This is a genomic window from Vibrio sp. KUL78, from assembly GCF_059725505.1.
This window is the reverse complement of the sequence record NZ_AP045837.1, coordinates 1434946-1451789: the sequence shown is the minus strand read 5'-3', so window position 1 is coordinate 1451789 and position 16844 is coordinate 1434946. Positions and strand designations below refer to the sequence as shown.

The 16844-nt window shown below is 47.2% G+C and carries 11 protein-coding genes and 1 pseudogene; 2 read left to right on the top strand and 10 right to left on the bottom strand.

Annotated features, from left to right (window positions below; genetic code table 11):
* Positions 1 to 4: 4 nt before the first annotated feature.
* From uhpB to AC6I8Y_RS06900, 4 genes and pseudogenes are all read right to left on the bottom strand, one after another.
* A pseudogene (gene uhpB / locus AC6I8Y_RS06915) lies at positions 5 to 1517 on the bottom strand (signal transduction histidine-protein kinase/phosphatase UhpB).
* Positions 1517 to 2128, bottom strand: coding sequence for a response regulator transcription factor UhpA (uhpA, locus tag AC6I8Y_RS06910; protein ID WP_498021218.1), 612 nt, complete (start codon positions 2126 to 2128; stop codon positions 1517 to 1519). The pseudogene uhpB and the gene uhpA overlap by 1 nt, the downstream one beginning before the upstream one ends.
* A gap of 157 nt (positions 2129 to 2285) precedes the next feature.
* Entirely contained in the window at positions 2286 to 3677 is a 1392-nt protein-coding gene (gene uhpT / locus AC6I8Y_RS06905; RefSeq protein WP_498021216.1) for a hexose-6-phosphate:phosphate antiporter UhpT, read from the bottom strand.
* A gap of 363 nt (positions 3678 to 4040) precedes the next feature.
* Positions 4041 to 4187: a hypothetical protein gene (locus tag AC6I8Y_RS06900; protein WP_498021544.1), complete on the bottom strand. Its 147-nt coding sequence runs from the start codon at positions 4185 to 4187 to the stop codon at positions 4041 to 4043.
* Positions 4188 to 4508: 321 nt separating this feature from the next.
* Here AC6I8Y_RS06900 and AC6I8Y_RS06895 point away from each other — a divergent pair, with 321 nt between their 5' ends.
* Positions 4509 to 5423: an SMP-30/gluconolactonase/LRE family protein gene (locus AC6I8Y_RS06895; protein WP_498021215.1), complete on the top strand. Its 915-nt coding sequence runs from the start codon at positions 4509 to 4511 to the stop codon at positions 5421 to 5423.
* Positions 5424 to 5502: 79 nt separating this feature from the next.
* Entirely contained in the window at positions 5503 to 6285 is a 783-nt protein-coding gene (locus tag AC6I8Y_RS06890) for an IclR family transcriptional regulator (RefSeq protein ID WP_498021213.1), read from the top strand.
* A gap of 38 nt (positions 6286 to 6323) precedes the next feature.
* Here AC6I8Y_RS06890 and AC6I8Y_RS06885 read toward each other — a convergent pair whose 3' ends face one another.
* From AC6I8Y_RS06885 to AC6I8Y_RS06860, 6 genes are all read right to left on the bottom strand, one after another.
* Positions 6324 to 7115, bottom strand: coding sequence for an IclR family transcriptional regulator (locus AC6I8Y_RS06885; RefSeq protein WP_498021212.1), 792 nt, complete (start codon positions 7113 to 7115; stop codon positions 6324 to 6326).
* A 134-nt stretch (positions 7116 to 7249) separates the two neighbouring features.
* On the bottom strand, positions 7250 to 7831 hold the full coding sequence (locus AC6I8Y_RS06880) for an NPCBM/NEW2 domain-containing protein (RefSeq protein WP_498021210.1): 582 nt from the start codon (positions 7829 to 7831) through the stop codon (positions 7250 to 7252).
* Complete coding sequence (locus AC6I8Y_RS06875) at positions 7788 to 12263, bottom strand: NPCBM/NEW2 domain-containing protein (protein WP_498021208.1); 4476 nt, start codon at positions 12261 to 12263, stop codon at positions 7788 to 7790. Before AC6I8Y_RS06875 ends, AC6I8Y_RS06880 begins: the two co-directional genes overlap by 44 nt.
* 184 nt (positions 12264 to 12447) lie before the next feature.
* Complete coding sequence (locus tag AC6I8Y_RS06870) at positions 12448 to 13971, bottom strand: CoA-acylating methylmalonate-semialdehyde dehydrogenase (protein WP_498021207.1); 1524 nt, start codon at positions 13969 to 13971, stop codon at positions 12448 to 12450.
* A gap of 50 nt (positions 13972 to 14021) precedes the next feature.
* Positions 14022 to 15179: an iron-containing alcohol dehydrogenase gene (locus tag AC6I8Y_RS06865; RefSeq protein WP_498021206.1), complete on the bottom strand. Its 1158-nt coding sequence runs from the start codon at positions 15177 to 15179 to the stop codon at positions 14022 to 14024.
* 148 nt (positions 15180 to 15327) lie between these two features.
* Positions 15328 to 16815, bottom strand: coding sequence for an FGGY-family carbohydrate kinase (locus tag AC6I8Y_RS06860; RefSeq protein ID WP_498021204.1), 1488 nt, complete (start codon positions 16813 to 16815; stop codon positions 15328 to 15330).
* Positions 16816 to 16844: the final 29 nt, after the last annotated feature.

The following is a 16844-nucleotide window of genomic DNA, read 5'->3' as shown; positions in this document are numbered from 1 at the left end:
CCCGCTACACCAATGGAAGTCGTGCATCAATTTCGGTGCCACGTAGTGTTTCATCTCCGTCAACAACGCTACGAATCTCAAACTGGCCACCTAACGCTTGAACACGCTCTTTCATGCCTTTAAGGCCAAACCCTTTTTGGCTATCTTGAAGCGGAAAGCCAATGCCATCATCAGCAATCTTCAGCGTGATTGTCGCATCAATGACGAGCTCTATTCGCACCTGTTTGGCTTGAGCGTATTTGAGAATGTTATTCAGCGCTTCTTGGCATAAACGGAACAAAGTAACCTCCATCATATCTGAGAGCATTCGCTGGCTAACATTGTCGACAGTAAATTCAACTTCAATACCAAGCTGTTCAAACTCCATCTCACGCACCATTTGCTGAATGGCAGAGATCACGTCTAAATCATCCAAGGTTTTTGGTCTTAATCGAGTAAGCAACCCTTTTGTGGTGTCATAGACATTCAGAGACAAGGATTCAATGGTATCAGCGCAACCAATGCTCAATTCAGGGTTGTTGACGCGCTTAATAATGCTCGCTTGCGTTCGAATAGCAGTGATATTCTGACCAATTTCATCATGCAGTTCGCGAGCAATGTCCTTACGCACCGACTCTTCCGCTTGCACCAACTGTTTCGCTAAGTGTTTGTTGCGAGTAAGTTCAGAGCGAAGCTGATGGTTTAAATCGCGCTGTCTCTGCACCGCCATTCCCAGCAATATTCCCGTTAATGATTGAGCACTTATTGATAACAGTAGGTCCGTGACTTCCAGCTGTGACACCCCACTACGCGCCGCTATTAATGCACAGCTATTAAGAAGCGTGCCTAGCAGAGCACCCTGCCATCCATAACGAAACGCAAGCAAGATGATGGGTATTGCCAAACAAAACGGAGCAAAGCGCCTGAGCTCGTCAGGCAATCCGACTTGCAGAGAAATGCTCACCGCAAACAGTGCAATGAACAGCAAAATGGGCTTATAGTGAAATTCGATTGGTTGATGAATGAGGTTAGATGTCAAAGGTCGCCACGTACTTTGAAATAGGTAATTCCAAATGAGGTAACAGCTCGGCACCAGCATAAGCCCCGCCGTAATACTCACCAAACCGACGAAACTGAGAGAGTCACTATGACTGCCGACAGCAAGCATGTTAATCAGAGCGCAGGCAACAATCGCTGCGGCTTGAATAAGTAATCGTCGCCACTGAGCACCTTGATAATAACGCTCAGCAACCAAGGCAACAGGAATACTTAGCGCACTAGCAACCAAAATGGCCGACCACTGAGGCTGCGCAAGCAAAATAGCCAGAGAGATGGTTAAGCACCACTCAGCAGCATAAACGGCACCCCCAGTATTTTTTAGCGGCATGCAGGGTAATCCCAAGCCTAAGGGCGAACGGGAAAAACAGAATTGCCAACTCAGCGTCGTTAACGAAGTAATAGGAAATCACCCATAAACAAAACCAACTGCACAGGGTTATCAGCCATGCACTGGCGCTGGCAACGAGGTAAGTTCGCATTACAACGTCGCTTCTGCCCTAAACAACTTGGCAAGTTCCACATTGTTTTTGACAGCAAGTTTATCCAGTGCATTAGCACGATGGACATGAACGGTTTTGTGACTTAATCCAAGTTCGGCCGCTACCGCCTTCACATCGAGTCCCGTCGCCAAGAGCTCTGACACTTCATATTCACGTTTAGTGAGTCGAGATAAGGCTTGTTGGAACGGTCTTGGAGAAGCCAATTTCATGGCAATATCCGGGGTAAGATAGCAACCACCGTTGGCACTGGTTCGCACCGCTTGAATAAGTTCATCAGGAATGCAGCGTTTGGTCAAATAACCCAGTGCGCCTAATTCCAATGCCTTTTCCACCATAGCAGGAGAGTCATGCACACTAAGCATCACACAGGCAATGCCCTTGGGCATCGATTCAAGTAACGCGAGACCACTTTCGTCCGGCATCGAAATATCCAGAATACATACCTGCACACGACTGCCCGGCAGACCTCTTTTAGCTTCTTCAACCGAGCTAAACTCACCTACAATATTAATGTCTTCCTCTAGATTGAGTAATTGTGCAAATCCAGAACGTACGATGATGTGGTCATCCACTAAAACAACATTGATCATGATGAAATACCAACTAGAGAAAGGCGAAAAATGGGGTAACTTAACGCCGACGCATCGATTAAGCAAATAGTGTTTAGTTCTAAAAAAGCGCTATCTATGATTCCAATGGCTCAGGCAAACCAAATGCGAAATCGTAGACAGCGCTTTTAGGGGGATATTAAGCGGTAGCTTGTTGTAACTGCTTCTTAGCTTTACGAATTTTCTTCTCTTCTGCGATAGCAACGAAGACCAATAGACCGATACAAATCGCAGCAGATGTATCCAGCGCCGCAAAGGTACCTTTCCATCCTGTCAGACCAAAGATAGGCGTACCATCGGCAATCATACCTAAACCTAACTTCGCGAAGCTGTCACCAATGAGGTAAGCAAACGTCCCTTTCACGCCGTCGGCAACGCTGATGGCTTTCTTAGGAACGAAACCTACTGCCGCTACACCGATAAGTAGTTGAGGACCAAAGACCAAGAAACCTAGGACAAATAGCGAGGCAAGATACATGAACTCGCTTGTCGCATGCTGGTAGAACTCCAAGCTCACGATGATTAGCGCCAATGACACACACGCAACCAGAGCACGGCGACCATTCGCCAAATCAGACAGATAACCCCAAAGTAAGGTACCCACTAACGCACCGACTTCGAATAAAGTGAAGCCAGAGATTGCCGTTTCTTTGGATAAACCAAGTTCTTGGTAGGCATAAACCGTTGACCATTGGTCGATACCGATACGCACGATGTACAGGAAGATGTTGGCAAAACACAGCAGCCAAATCACTTTGTTTTTAAGTACATACTCAACAAAGATTTCACGCTTGGTCATTTGGTTTTCTTCAGCGGCTTCGTCTTCTTCACTCACTGCTTCATCAAATAACTCTTCTACTTTACCTAGACCGTAAGCTTCTGGAGAGTCACTACCGTAACGAAGACCAAAGAAACCAACCACTAAAGCAATCATAGATGGGAACACAAACATACCAATAACGTGACCATCAAACAGATAGTTAGCACCGAATAGTGCAACACCCGCCGCACCTGCACCACCTACGTTGTGCGACATGTTCCAAAGGCCAAGGTATGAACCACGCTTGTTACGTGGCGTCCACTTAGTAATGGTTGAGTAACTAGAAGGTCCGCCAGTACTTTGGAAGAAACCGCTCAGTGCATAAAACGCAATCATGAGGAACAGACTAACGCTACCGCCCCCCATACTGAAGCTAAAGCCAAGCATTGCAAGGCCTGAAAGAATCAGCATAAACGGAAGGAACTGTTTGGTGTTCTTGCCATCGGCATAGTAGGACACCACGGTTTTACCAATGCCGTAGGTAATGGAGAAGCCAAGACCAATCAAACCAAGATCTGTCATGGACAGTCCGTACTCCGAAATCATATCGTTTTGCGCGATATTGAAGTTCTTACGGATAAGGTACATGGTCATGTAACCGATAAAGACCACTAAGTAGGACTGTAAGAAGGGTTTAAACCACATTTTGCGTCTTTGCTCGACGGGAAGATCCAACGTCGGCTTACGCACTTGTTCTAAAAGTTTTAACATGATGAATCCTTAGACTCTCAACATAAGGGGTAGCACAACCCAAAGAGCAGCCCAATGCCGAACTTGGTATGGTGCAAAAAGTAAATTCGTTTGAGGAACAGCGCTAATAACGCTGAAAATCTATGAGCAAGAGTGTAAGAATTGGCCGGGAGAGTGGCTTGAGAGGCGGTCCTAGGAATACTAGGAAAAATTCCTAGTACTGGCAGGTTAACCAAGAATACGTGAATCACATCACAGGTTAGGACGATGCGACGACTTGTTTCGCACTAGTAAAACGTTGGGAGGCGGACGTGCGTTACATCCTTAACATGGGATGAGTCGCTGACTCAAAAAGAAGGTACAGCGCTCTACTTACATGAGCACTCACCTTACAAAGGTGTCGTAAACGATTGATAGGTCTACGTTACCAATTTGAGTAATCAGGTTGTCTTCAATAAGAACCGATACATCCTCGATAAGCTTTTCATCAGTACCATTAAAAACGTTCGCACTAGTAATTAGCTTCTTCATGTCGTGTACCTCGTTTCTGTTGAGCATTGTTAGCTGATGAACTCATCATAAACTTGCTCAGAACTCAAAAACGGCCATTTGACGACATCAGTGCAACAGCAAGATAGTCACGGTCAATGTTGATGCAAATAACTGCGCAATTTTCGATTCACAGACCACGCTCAGGCTTTAGTTTTCACGACGACGCGGGCACCTCTCCTTATAGGTGTCCGTTTGACTTCCATCTTTCGACTAACCTAGTTCACACTTTTCAAATATTCAAAACCTAGAGACAAAAATTAACCTATATTGATTCTTATTGTATCAATATAGAGTGAAGTGATGTTTATCTACGAACATACTCAACCCAGTATCGGTGAATCGCCTATCTGGTCGGAATCAACCAAATCCATCGTTTGGGTTGATGCTGCGGGCAGAGAAATTTATCAAACATGCACCATTACACATACCACCCACTGCTATACCGTCCCATTCGATGTCACCGCCATCGTACCCGGTGAGAACGACTCGTGGATCTGTGCAAGTAAACAGGGTCTATTTCTTTTAAATCATCAATTTGAGGTTACTTCAAAGATCATCGACCCGTGCAGCGAGCACGCGCACCTGCATTTAAATGACGCCATCGCATCACCCAACGGAGAGATCTGGTTTGGATCAATGAACAGTGCAGATTTAGACTTGCCTGATGGAAAACTATACGCATTACGTAAAGGGAATTTAGTCAAACTCGATCAAGGTTTTAGCGTTGCCAATGGCATTGCGATTAACCAAGAACTAAAGCGCGCCTACTGCTCTAATATGTTCCAGAGGAAAGTGTATGAGTACCAGTTGGATGACTCCCTTACTCAAATACTCAGCAAATCTGTTTTCATTGAGTTCGATAATTCTCAAGGGTATCCCGATGGCCTAACGGTGGACAGCTTAGGTAACCTCTACGTCTGTCACTGGGATTGTGGTGTTGTCAGTTATTACTCCCCTTCATTAACGCATATAGGACATCCAACTAAGCTTGGTGAAATAGAGCTTCCCGTCAAACATGCCACGCGATGTACCTTTGGCGGACATAATTTAGAGACGCTCTACGTAACGACTGCAGCTTACGAACTGTCACCAAGCGAGATCGAATGTTATCCGCAATCCGGGTGCCTATTTAGCCTACCCGCGCCAACAAAAGGTCACCCAGAACCTTGGGTGAAACACAATGTAATGTCACCATCCCTGCTCGTCGCTGGTTGAAACTCAACTCAGAGTTTGGGAATATAAAGTCTTGTTGTCCTTAACTATTCAAGGGCAAACTTTTTAAGGGAAGATTAAGGTGTCAGAAAAAGTAAACTCAGTTGACCGTCTCATTGATGTAATTGAGAGGATCGGAGAAGCAGGAAGCCCTATCGCTGCCTCTGATATTATTTTTGAATCTGGCATTCCTAAACCCACGTGCCATAGACTGCTACAGCAACTTGAGGAGGCCAATTACGTTCAGTCCGATGAACGAGGCCACTTTTATCCTGGCTCACAATTGCTCTCTATCGCACTCGACGTGAGATGGACAAACCAACACAAGTTGCAGCGACAGGCGATACTTCAAGGACTATCCAACAAGCTTGAAGAAACCTGTGGATTAGCGCTCGTGAACGAAGAACCATCCCCTCACATGGTGTATTACGATCGAATCCAAACCAATTGGCCGCTTCAAATCGTTATTCCTGTGGGCTTTCCTACTCCACTTTGGGCATCCGCCAGTGGAAAGCTTTACTTGAGCACGCTATCAGCTACTCAACTGAGACGCGTGTTTAACAAAATTGAGCTGACTCAATATGCCAAAAACACCATCACCGATATCCAAGCCCTTAAGAAAGAGCTCAGCTTGATTCAAAAACGCGGCTTTAGTGTGGATGATGAGGAGTTCATCGATGGTATGGTTGCGATTGCGCTGCCGCTGTATGACCAAGACAACAATTTCATGGCAGCGTTATTTTGTCATTGTCCGAAGAGTCGAAAAGACGTTGCTGAGCTAGAGAATTACCTGCCCATATTACGTGCTGCGCAGCAGAACTTAGAAAAGGTATATCAGGACATGAAATCACAACTCACGACGTGATTTTGTTCTTTTACTACTAACGACCTACTATTCAGCTATTATCCATCTACGGCATTGCGCTGAGTGAGGGTAAAATCCAAGATTTCTTGTGCAGCGCTCTTCATAGCAGGAATATGTTGCTTCAGGCTTTCTAGCGACATTCGAAAACTTGGCGAGTGGCAAAACAGGTAACCAAAGTTTAGGGCGTCTGAGCCAATCGGCACAGAAACCGCGACCATTCCATCAACAAACTCTTCATTGTCTTCCCCGAAACCTTGTGCCTCAATGCGTTCGAGTTCGGCCAAGAACTGACTTTCGTTAGTAATGGTCTTGGGCGTATGAGCTGTTAATCCCATATGCTGAACAACATTTTCTCTTATCTCTGGCTCTAAACTAGAGAGATATAGCTTGCCCGATGCGGAGGCTGCAATTGGTACAGGACTGCCTTCTGCCAAATTGATTTGCAGTGGCCAGTTGCAGTTCACACGCTCAAAGTAGATCATTTCGATACCATTAGGCACTGAAATTCCGCACGTTTCACCAATCGTGTCAGCAAGGCGTTGCAACACCGATGTTCTTTGTTCAGAAAAGCGTTGGTTCTTCAAAATATCATGAGATAAAGACTGCAGGTTCGGCCCCGCGATAACGCGACCAATGATATTTTCTTGGAGATGGCCTAAAACGATAAGCTGGTTGATCAGTTTGTTCGCAGACGCAATTGGCATAGACAGTTGTTCGGCAATAGACTCTCTATTGAGTTGACCACGGCTGTGAGCCACGATGGCGAGCACTTGTAGTACTCGGTCTAGTGTTGAACCTTTAGTAGTATTTGCCGAACTAGAGCTTGTCATAGAGCTACATTCATCCTTGATACGGTATTCGATATGCTTTGAATAGCCTATTGCTTTTACTGATTGAGTGCAACCGTGTACAAAGCCTAAGTGACAGATATTAAAAGGGCTTGCCGGAGCAAGCCCTGTTCAAGCTAGTTTTGCAATAGTTTCGCATCCCCCCAACTCGCGTGGTCATAACCATTGCCATTTCCGGCATCATTCGCCTTAAGTGTGATGATCGTAGCGTCTACTGGAATATCAACAGAAACGGATTCTGCGTTATCTGAACCGGTCAACGTCGCACTTTGATAGTACAACACGCCATCTAGTTCTACTTGGAATACTACCGAGCCAGAGTTACCCACTTCGTCATCAACACCAACACTCGCAGTAAAGCGACTGTATTGACCGGCAGAGATGGTATAAGTGATCGTTGAGTTCGCATGTACCCCCAATCCTTTGGCGAAGGTTTGCCCGCCTATTGAAATGGTGGTGCCATCTTGCGCTTCTCGCTCACCATTACTCATATCTTTTTCGATAGAGCCCCAGCCATTGGTCGAGCTGTCTTCCTGTAAGTCGCTAAGATAAACACTCGTTGGCTGTGTTGGCGCACTTCCTGGATCCTCAGTCATAAAAAGATTACCCGAACCGTTATCGGATGGGTGAATCCAGTTGCTGCCACCATCTGGGTCATAGGCAAACGCCAATCCAGTATGAGGCCCGCTGCCCCCCATTACCATTACTCAGCCTCAACTCAAACTGATGCCAACCAGGGGATAAGTTTAGGTTGCCAGTCGAGACTCGATCGCTCCAGAGATCGCTACTTAGTACTAGTTGTCCATCAATCCATAGACGCGTCTTGTCATCATTGTTTTCACTGAATGAAATCTGACCGTCAGCATCGTAGATATAACCAGTAAACACTTCGGTAGTATTACCAGCAATAGCATCTTCCGTTTCGCTTAATGAGGTTGTTATTGACGTTTTCGGGTTAGCATCGGTTTCATTAATATTGCCCGAAACGGTTCCGTAAAACAGCCCAGGTACGGCGGCGCCGCCCCCTTCACTTGGCGTGCGAAGCTTAGCATCACCCCAAGAGCCGTGGTCACTACCGACTCCGTCACCCGCATCACTCACCACCAGCTTAAGCTCTTGCGCGCTACTCGGAATATTCACCTGCACGTACTCGGCAACATCACTTCCTCGTAATACGCTACTTTGATAAGCCATCACGCCATCAAGCCAGACCTCAAACACGACCGAGCCTGAGCTGCCCGTCTCATCATCAACACCGATGAAAGCGGTAAACTGATCGTAGGTGCCACCAGTCAGGCTATACGTCACTTCTGAATGAGCATGAACACCCAGTCCTTTGGTAAATTCACTACCACCAATGGATATCGTTTGACCATCACCCGCAGCGTTTTCACCGACACTGGTGTCTTTTTCAATCGGTCCCCACCCATTGGTGGCACTGGTTTCCGATAGATCGCTCAGATAGGTATAGGTGGTCGCTTGCGGTGGTTCAGGCACCACAATCTCAGGGCCTTCGTATTCAATTTGCTCTAGATATGCCACTAATGCAGCACGCTCTGCGTTATCCGCCACGCTATGCTGCGAGCCAATTTGCAACACGTCATCCAGCGTTGCCGCTTGACCGTTATGGAAGTATGGCGCGCTACCCCAAAGACCTATCAAACTCGGCGTATCAAAGCCCGTACCTGCCAACGGAGCACCGATGCCTTGCCCTGAGGACGCATCAATGGTGCCGACATCGTGTCTCTGCATATCGGTGTAGTACACTCCTGCATGACAAGTGTCACACCCTTTCGAGGTAAATAGCGCTTGGCCCGTTAAGGCTTCAGCCGTTAAAGCGCCAGAAGCATCTCGGTGTGGACTTTTAGGGAACTTGTTTAAGCTACTGACGTAAAACGCGAGGTTATCTAAGTCTTCACTCTTACCTGATTTCGATGTTCCTAGTGGGTTTTCTGACAGGCTAAATAAGGCGTCTACCATAAACCCACGACCGCCGAAGGCGTAGCGAATATCGTTTTCGAAATCCTGTATCTCGTCAAAATTCGCGGTCCAATGCACTCGACCATTGCCTGTGCCTGTCTTGCCCAATAATGAGATGGTGTTTCTTAACCCTTCACCACGGTCGGTAAAGTCCCACACCCTATGGTCACTATCGCCATCTGCGTGGCAGCTGGCACAAGATATGTAGCCATCCTGAGTCATTCTCGCATCCGCTGCGTTGTAGAAGATCTGTTTACCGCGTAGCACTCGTGGATGCAGTGTTTCATTTGCCACCACAGAGACTTGTGCCAAGGTTGGGATATCACCTCGATCCGTTAAGAACGCATTGACGTCATGCACAGACACCGTTCTTGACATAAAGTTGTGAACAAATAACGTCGTGCCTGATAGTACGAGCCCTCTTGGCGCTAAACCAGTATCAAAAATCTCCCCAGCTCTGTTTAGGTTGTAGGTATTGCGAATTTCAATGCTATTTTGACCTTCTACCGCAATAAAAATCAGGTCGCCAATATCACTAAATACGGCGGCTTTGGGCTGCGCGCGATCATCAATATCTAGCGCATTGTCCATCACAGTTTTCGAGTTAAGATCGAGTCGGTTGACCACAGCTCTGACCGTCGTTTCGAAAGTCAGTTTTTTTGAAGCATCGCCTTCCAGATAGGAACCACGGTCAACGTTTGCCTTGTTAGATGGCAACCAAGCGCTATATCCATCCGGAGAAATCGCAACAGAACCAAGATAGTTAGCAATGCCTCGACTTCTATCTGGGCCATCAATTGTTGTCGTATCTTTAGCGATAAGATAACTCTGGTCGATTGTCATACTTGACGCATCAACCGCGACTACTTCCGCGTTAGTTTGAGGCGAAATAAAGCGGGTGACCAAAACCTGTGATGATGTGCTGTCTATCGCAATACCTCTTGCGCCATAACCAACGTCCACTGATGCCACGATAGCTTTGGTGCTTGGGTCGATCTTGAGCAACTTACCACTCGCCTGCAGTGACACAAACGCGTTACTGCTATCTGGGGAGAAAGCGATGCCATATGGCTGAGACCCTCTTGGCAGCACAATCGTATCCACAAACTGACCGGCATTTGTCAGCACTGTGACACTGGCATCCGCCTGATTAACCACCCATAAATTGCCATTAGGCGCAACTGCCAGAGTTCTCGGCTGATCGCCCACCACAGCTTCCCATAATTTGCCGTACGGAGCTGTGCTTTCGATGGCACTGACGGTATCGTTGTCTTCATTGACCACAACAACCTGACCATTGGCTTCCACTATGGTTGATGATGCCGTTGGCGAGACCGTTGTTGGTTGACGATATACTGTGATTGGTACCGACTTACTGCTTTCAAACACACCATCCGCCGTGGTTTCTTTAATCGTCACCACCGCAGACCAATGATTAGGCTGATTGTAGATATAACTCGCGTTTCCGCTGGTCGAAAACGGTGTCGAACCACTGCCATCACCAAAGTTCCAAGAATACTCAAGGCTGCCACCTAACAACGGCGTCGTTGAAGCAGACACATTAACACTGCTGCCTAGCGTCACTTTATCATTGGCTGACAAGCTCACATCGTGGCCGACTTGCGAGCCCGTAGCAAAGCGATATTCAGTGCGTGCCATCGGGTTACCAGCAAAGTCCTCAATGCCTTCAAGCACGACTTCGTAAATACTGTCCGCTTCTAGTGCTTGGGAGGGAGCAAAGTGGATGAATCCGAGGTTGGTGCTGTACTCCCCTTGAAGAGGGGTTGAACTACCGATTTTGGTGACAGTAAACGAGCTACTATTGACCAATTCCATCAACACGCTATCTGATAACGCCACACCAATACGGGTCGATAAAGGTTGCAGTGTCGCGTTGATCGCTGGGTTAGCGGCGGATATATAAGGAGGAACATTGTCCGGCATACTTTGATGTGCAATCAAACCACTGCCAGAACCATGGTCGTTTCCAACCCAAACTAGGTTACCAAATGGGAACACCTGACCATGGTCAGTGTTGCTGCTTGTGGCATTCAATGAGCTGCGCCCAAGTTCACGTATATTGTTGATATCACTGACATCTAATACCGCAATATCGTCTTGGTTACCCAGAAACAACTTGTTGTCTTGAACGTTACAATAAAGATTTTCGAATCCAGTCAGTTTTTCATTAACTAACGTCATCGGGTTAGTAGTCGTGTCATAGACACGCAAATAGTCATTGGTGCTTCGCGCTCCGAAATACGCATATTTGCCATCCCAACATGAAGCATAGTACTTCTCTGGTAGGCGATTAACCGTCTTAACTAAGGTTGGGTTAACCGGATCATCTATGTTGAGCATGGAAAAACCTGCCGTCCCTTCCATGCTGGAAATGAACATTCGGTTACCCAGCGCAAAGAGTGGTCCTATGTTGAATCCGCCCAGTTCCGAGTTCGGCACCGTTTTCACTAGTGTTGGGTTACTCATGTCGCTGGTATCAACAATGGTTAACCCGGCATTACCACGAGCAATATAAAGATAAGGAGCTTGCCAAAAAAGCTGCCAAGAGACGTTGTTGTAATCACCGAAGTTCACGCCAGAAATCGCCAATTTCGACAAGCGCACAGGATTAGTCACATCAGACCAATCCCAGATTTCTATCCCCTTTCCCGTTTGGATGGCAATGGTGTTATTCTCCCCCAAGCCAAACGAGTGCGGCTCTCTGAACTCCGCTGTTCTTAACCCATCACCAGTACGGTTTAGATTGGCAAGATCCGGTTCATATACTGTTTTAACGAGTTGCATGGCTTTGGGGTTAGAGACATCCAGTGCGATCCAACCTCCCGGCCCACCGCCACTATCAGGGGCAAAGACGCCAACCATATAGCCGTTGAGCATGGTCATGACGTTTACGCCATAGTGTTTTCTGCCGGGATAGTCGGGGGGAAGAAAATTAGTGGTATCGTCAACGAGTGGACTCGATACATGAGTAAACGCCTCTGATGATCCGTAGGTAAGGTTACCCAATCCAGGGCCTTGTGCAGCATTTGCTGCGGCAATAAACGAGGTACTGCATAGTCCCGCTAATACACTGCTCACAACAGGGCGACGCCAAGTCTCAAGAGACTTTATCAAGCGATTGGCTTTCATCGCCTTCTCCTTGTTTTTTTATGGTCACTAAACAAAGCTCACTTCTCATAGAAAAGTGAGCACTTAAAAAACATGAAGAGGACAGGCTCGCCTACCCAATCAATCCAAAAAATAGACAGTTTATCTTGTTGACTCGCTGCCCAAATTTAAGCAAACCTACCGCACACCTCCTCACGTCAATGCGTTATTTCATAGTTGGCATGACGAATTCGGCTTGAGTCTGTGTGCTGTCCTTTGAACCGACTTTCACATCCGATTCGGGCCAACGTGTGGTGATGGTTTTCATTCGAGTAAAGAATCGAACGCCGTCAGGACCGTGCATATGCAAAGGGCCAAACAGTGAACGCTTCCAACCGCCAAAACTGTGGAATGCCATTGGCACTGGAATAGGCACATTTACTCCGACCATACCGATCTGAACATTGGCGGAGAAATCTCTTGCGGTATCACCGTCTGCAGTAAAGATAGCCGTGCCGTTGCCATATTCATGGTCGTTTATGATTTGCAGAGCTTCTTGATAGGTTTTGACTCGAACAATGCAAAGCACTGGACCGAATATTTCTTCTTGATACACAGTCATGTCGGTGGTCACATGGTCAAACAAGGTACCACCAACGAAAAAGCCATCGCAGGACTTAGCCAGTTCTAGATCTCGACCATCAACAAGTAAAGCCGCGCCCTCTTCCTGACCCTTTTGAATGTATCCGCAAACTTTTTGCTTATGCTCTTTGGTAATCAAAGGTCCCATATCGTTTTCAATCGCTTGACCGTAACCGGGTCCTACTTTTAACGTGGCTAACTTATCTTGAAGGTGACGAGCCAATGCATCGCCCGTCTCATCACCCACAGCGACGGCAACCGAAATCGCCATGCAGCGCTCTCCAGCTGCACCATAAGCTGCACCCATCAGCGCATTCACTGCACCATCAATATCGGCATCAGGCATGACCACCATATGGTTCTTCGCACCACCTAAGGCTTGAACGCGCTTACCGTATTTTGCGCCTTCAGAATAGATGTATTCTGCGATGGGCGTAGAACCAACAAAACTGACGGCCTGAACTCTTTGGTCCTGCAGTAGGGTGTCTACCGCCTCTTTATCCCCTTGAACTACATTAAATACACCATCAGGTAATCCCGCTTGTTTCAGTAGATCTGCAATAAACAGTGGTGCTGAAGGGTTTTTCTCTGACGGTTTTAAGATAAAGGTATTGCCCGTTGCGATGGCAATAGGAAACATCCACATAGGGACCATCACCGGGAAGTTAAATGGCGAAATCCCGGCCACCACACCAAGTGGCATCATTTGCGAGTGTGAATCGACGCCAGTCCCAACATTTAGGCTGTGCTCACCTTTTTGCAAATGTGGGATGCCGCAGGCAAACTCGACAACTTCCAACCCTCGAGTGATCTCACCTAGCGCATCGCTAAATACCTTGCCATGTTCACGACTTATAATGTTCGCCAGTTCATCGCGGTTTTGCTCTAACAGAGTTTTGTACTTGAACATGACTCTGGCGCGATTAAGCGGCGTGGTTTTAGCCCAAGAGTCTAGCGCTTCCTGTGCGATAGTAATTGCCTGCTCTACTTCCGCCTTTGAGCACAATCCAACTTGGCTCTGCACTTCGCCTGTAGCAGGGTCATAGACCGGTAAATGTCTTTCCGACTGACTTTCAACATATTGATTATTAATAAAACTACTGATCATGTTTTCATCCTTGTTTAGTATTCTGAGGCTTAATTGGGGAAATTCAGGCTCTACCAAGCGGCCTTATACAGCTCGATCACTTCTTCTTTGTTTGGAATTCGAGGATTGTTGTTGGGCGATCCAGAAGCCAGAGCTTGCTCAGACATGATGTCGAGATTTGACCAAAACGCCTGTTTATCAATTCCAAAGTCACTCATGGAAGGAACGTTCAGATCCTGATTGATCTGTTTGAGTTCCAGCAGTAGCGCAGCGACTGCATCGTCGTCATTAGCGCTCGCATCAACTACGCCCATTGCTCTAGAGCACTCGGCGTACCGTGTTTTAGCTGCTGGAATCGAGTATTCCGTTACCGTCGGCAATAACATGGCGTTGCTCATACCGTGAGGTACATGAAAATGCGCGCCAATTGGGCGACTCATACCATGCACCAAGGCGACGGAGGCATTGGAAAACGCAATGCCTGCGAGCGTCGCGCCGAGCATCATCTGCTCTTTGGCGTATTTATTGTCTGGATTGTTGACGGCTTCACGAAGGTTTGGTGCGATAAGTTTCATCGCCAGTAGCGCTTGCTGATCAGTAAACAGGCCCGACTTTCCACTGACATAGGCCTCAATGGCGTGAGTTAACGCATCAATTCCAGTATCCGCAGTGATGCGCTCCGGAGCAGTCATCGTCAGAGTAAAATCAATAATGGCGGCAGAAGGAATAAGACCCGGTCCCATACAAAGCAGTTTTTCGTCATTGGTTTCGTCGGTAATAATGGTCACTTTGGTGACTTCCGAGCCTGTTCCCGCGGTGGTTGGAATCGCAATCAACGGCATAATCGGCGAGTTCACGATATTGGGAACACTGTAATCTCGAATTCGACCCTGGTGCTCCGCGAGTAAAGCAATCGCTTTAGCACTGTCAATAACACTGCCGCCACCTAGTGCGATGACGCCATCGTAATGCCCATCAATCACTTTATTGACCGCTGGTAATATCGACGCCTCCGTTGGTTCCGGTATAGTGTCAGTGAAAACATCCGCCTCAACACCAGATCGATTCACGACGGCCTTTAGCTGCTCGACCTGACCTAAGGTTTTCATCACTGGATCAGACACAATCATGACTCGACGACAACCCAGCTGGATAGCAATGTCCCCCGCTCGCGCTGTCGCGCCTTCACCTACCTCTAAAAGCTTCGGTAAAACAATAGATTGGCTCATAATTCACCTCACATTAATATCGATACATTTCGTATCATTATTTAAATTAATTTATTCAGGACGTAACAAGTCCCCACAGCTTTGCTGTGGTAAAGCTTTATTAGTCGCTATTTAGCTAAACTTGCCGCTTGAGCTCACCAAGGTTCAATCAACCCAAAGAACGTAATGCATCTCGCAAAAGACAGTACTTACTATATCGAGTCGCAAAGAACTCCGAGCGCTTAGTATTAGGCACATAACGCTTATCGGGCTGCGGCTGAGGGCTTAGTCGCTCAGTCTGACTTTCAGTAACGGCACTCATCGCCAGTTGCGCCACGCCTTTTGCCCCGACCTCGTTACAATTTGTCGACGTCACCGTGACGCCCAATATGTCTGCAAACAACTGACACCAATATTCACTTCGAGAAGCGCCACCGCTAATGGCAATTCGATCCACGTCATACCCTGCCGATCGCAGTCTTTGGATATGCTCAAGGTGGGCAAATACAATACCCTCATAAAAGGCGTAGACCACGTGAATGTCCTGATGCCAACCCTTCAAACCAAACAGATTGGCCGATTGGCTATTTTGCCCGGTCGATCCGTAGAGGTACGGATGGAACATGGGTAACGTTGGCATTAATTCGACATCTTCCAATTGACGATTAAACTGTTCGAAAATATTATTGCCAACGCTTGCTTCACGCTCTCTTCGCTCAGAGAAAAATCGCTCCACCAGCCACTCTAGATTGGATGCTGAGCAGGTGCTGGACTCTATGGCTAAGTATCGATTCTCAGCAAATTTGCACGCCATAAATACCTCTTCAGGCGGCAGCTCATCAGTCACTACCTGATTGATATTCCATGTGCCAGCGACGACCGAGGTATCAGCTAACGCACTGGCTTGTGAACCATAGGCGCATGCCACTACATCGAACAGACCCGCAATGACAGGCGTCCCCGCTTTAAGCTTTGTTATACGTGCAGCGTCTTCAGTGACTGTTCCTATCACTTGATTACTTTCATAAATCGGCGGCAACTTGGTGCTAATGTCTGCCAACTGGTAGTGATTTAGAAGCGCAAGAGACACTGAGTCAGTTTCAAAATCGAACAAACCCGATGCAGTGATATCTCCCCATTCTGTCGCGCACTGCCCTGTAAGGCAGTAGTTCACATAGTCTTTGCAAAACAGCACCTGACCGATTTTTTGAAACGTTTTTGGTTGGTGCTTCTGTAGCCATGTAAGTAACACTGCCGTTTGAGAAGGCCACACGCCTTGCCGATTGCGCTTTTTGAGGTCTGTGAATCCCTTAGATGCCTGTAGCAAGGTGACTTCGCTGGCAGCGCGATTATCCAGAGACTTAATACCAAGTAATGGCTTTAGTTCAGTATCAAGCAGATATAACCCATTCCCATGACCGCTGGTTCCTAGCGCGATAATTTGACTGCTGTCCACACCGGTTTGCTCAATCAACTTAGCGATCACCTCTGCGCATAGCGACCAACATTGGTTTAAGTCCGCTTCGGTGTGGTCTGGTTGAGGGATATGAGTCGGATAATTATTGGCTACAGCACCTATCTCGCAGCCATGCTCATCGAACAATGCCGCTTTGATCGCCGTGTTACCACAATCAATTCCTATCGCATATGACTTCATATCCCCTCCTTGCTTTAGTTCTGTATCTG

Excerpts from the sequence above, each read along its gene's own strand:
- uhpA (WP_498021218.1), bottom strand. The coding sequence starts at position 2,128 with ATGATCAATGTTGTTTTAGTGGATGACCACATCATCGTACGTTCTGGA.
- uhpT (WP_498021216.1), bottom strand. The coding sequence starts at position 3,677 with ATGTTAAAACTTTTAGAACAAGTGCGTAAGCCGACGTTGGATCTTCCC.
- AC6I8Y_RS06900 (WP_498021544.1), bottom strand. The coding sequence starts at position 4,187 with ATGAAGAAGCTAATTACTAGTGCGAACGTTTTTAATGGTACTGATGAA.
- AC6I8Y_RS06895 (WP_498021215.1), top strand. The coding sequence starts at position 4,509 with ATGTTTATCTACGAACATACTCAACCCAGTATCGGTGAATCGCCTATC.
- AC6I8Y_RS06885 (WP_498021212.1), bottom strand. The coding sequence starts at position 7,115 with ATGACAAGCTCTAGTTCGGCAAATACTACTAAAGGTTCAACACTAGAC.
- AC6I8Y_RS06880 (WP_498021210.1), bottom strand. The coding sequence starts at position 7,831 with ATGGGGGGCAGCGGGCCTCATACTGGATTGGCGTTTGCCTATGACCCA.
- AC6I8Y_RS06875 (WP_498021208.1), bottom strand. The coding sequence starts at position 12,263 with ATGAAAGCCAATCGCTTGATAAAGTCTCTTGAGACTTGGCGTCGCCCT.
- AC6I8Y_RS06870 (WP_498021207.1), bottom strand. The coding sequence starts at position 13,971 with ATGATCAGTAGTTTTATTAATAATCAATATGTTGAAAGTCAGTCGGAA.
- AC6I8Y_RS06865 (WP_498021206.1), bottom strand. The coding sequence starts at position 15,179 with ATGAGCCAATCTATTGTTTTACCGAAGCTTTTAGAGGTAGGTGAAGGC.
- AC6I8Y_RS06860 (WP_498021204.1), bottom strand. The coding sequence starts at position 16,815 with ATGAAGTCATATGCGATAGGAATTGATTGTGGTAACACGGCGATCAAA.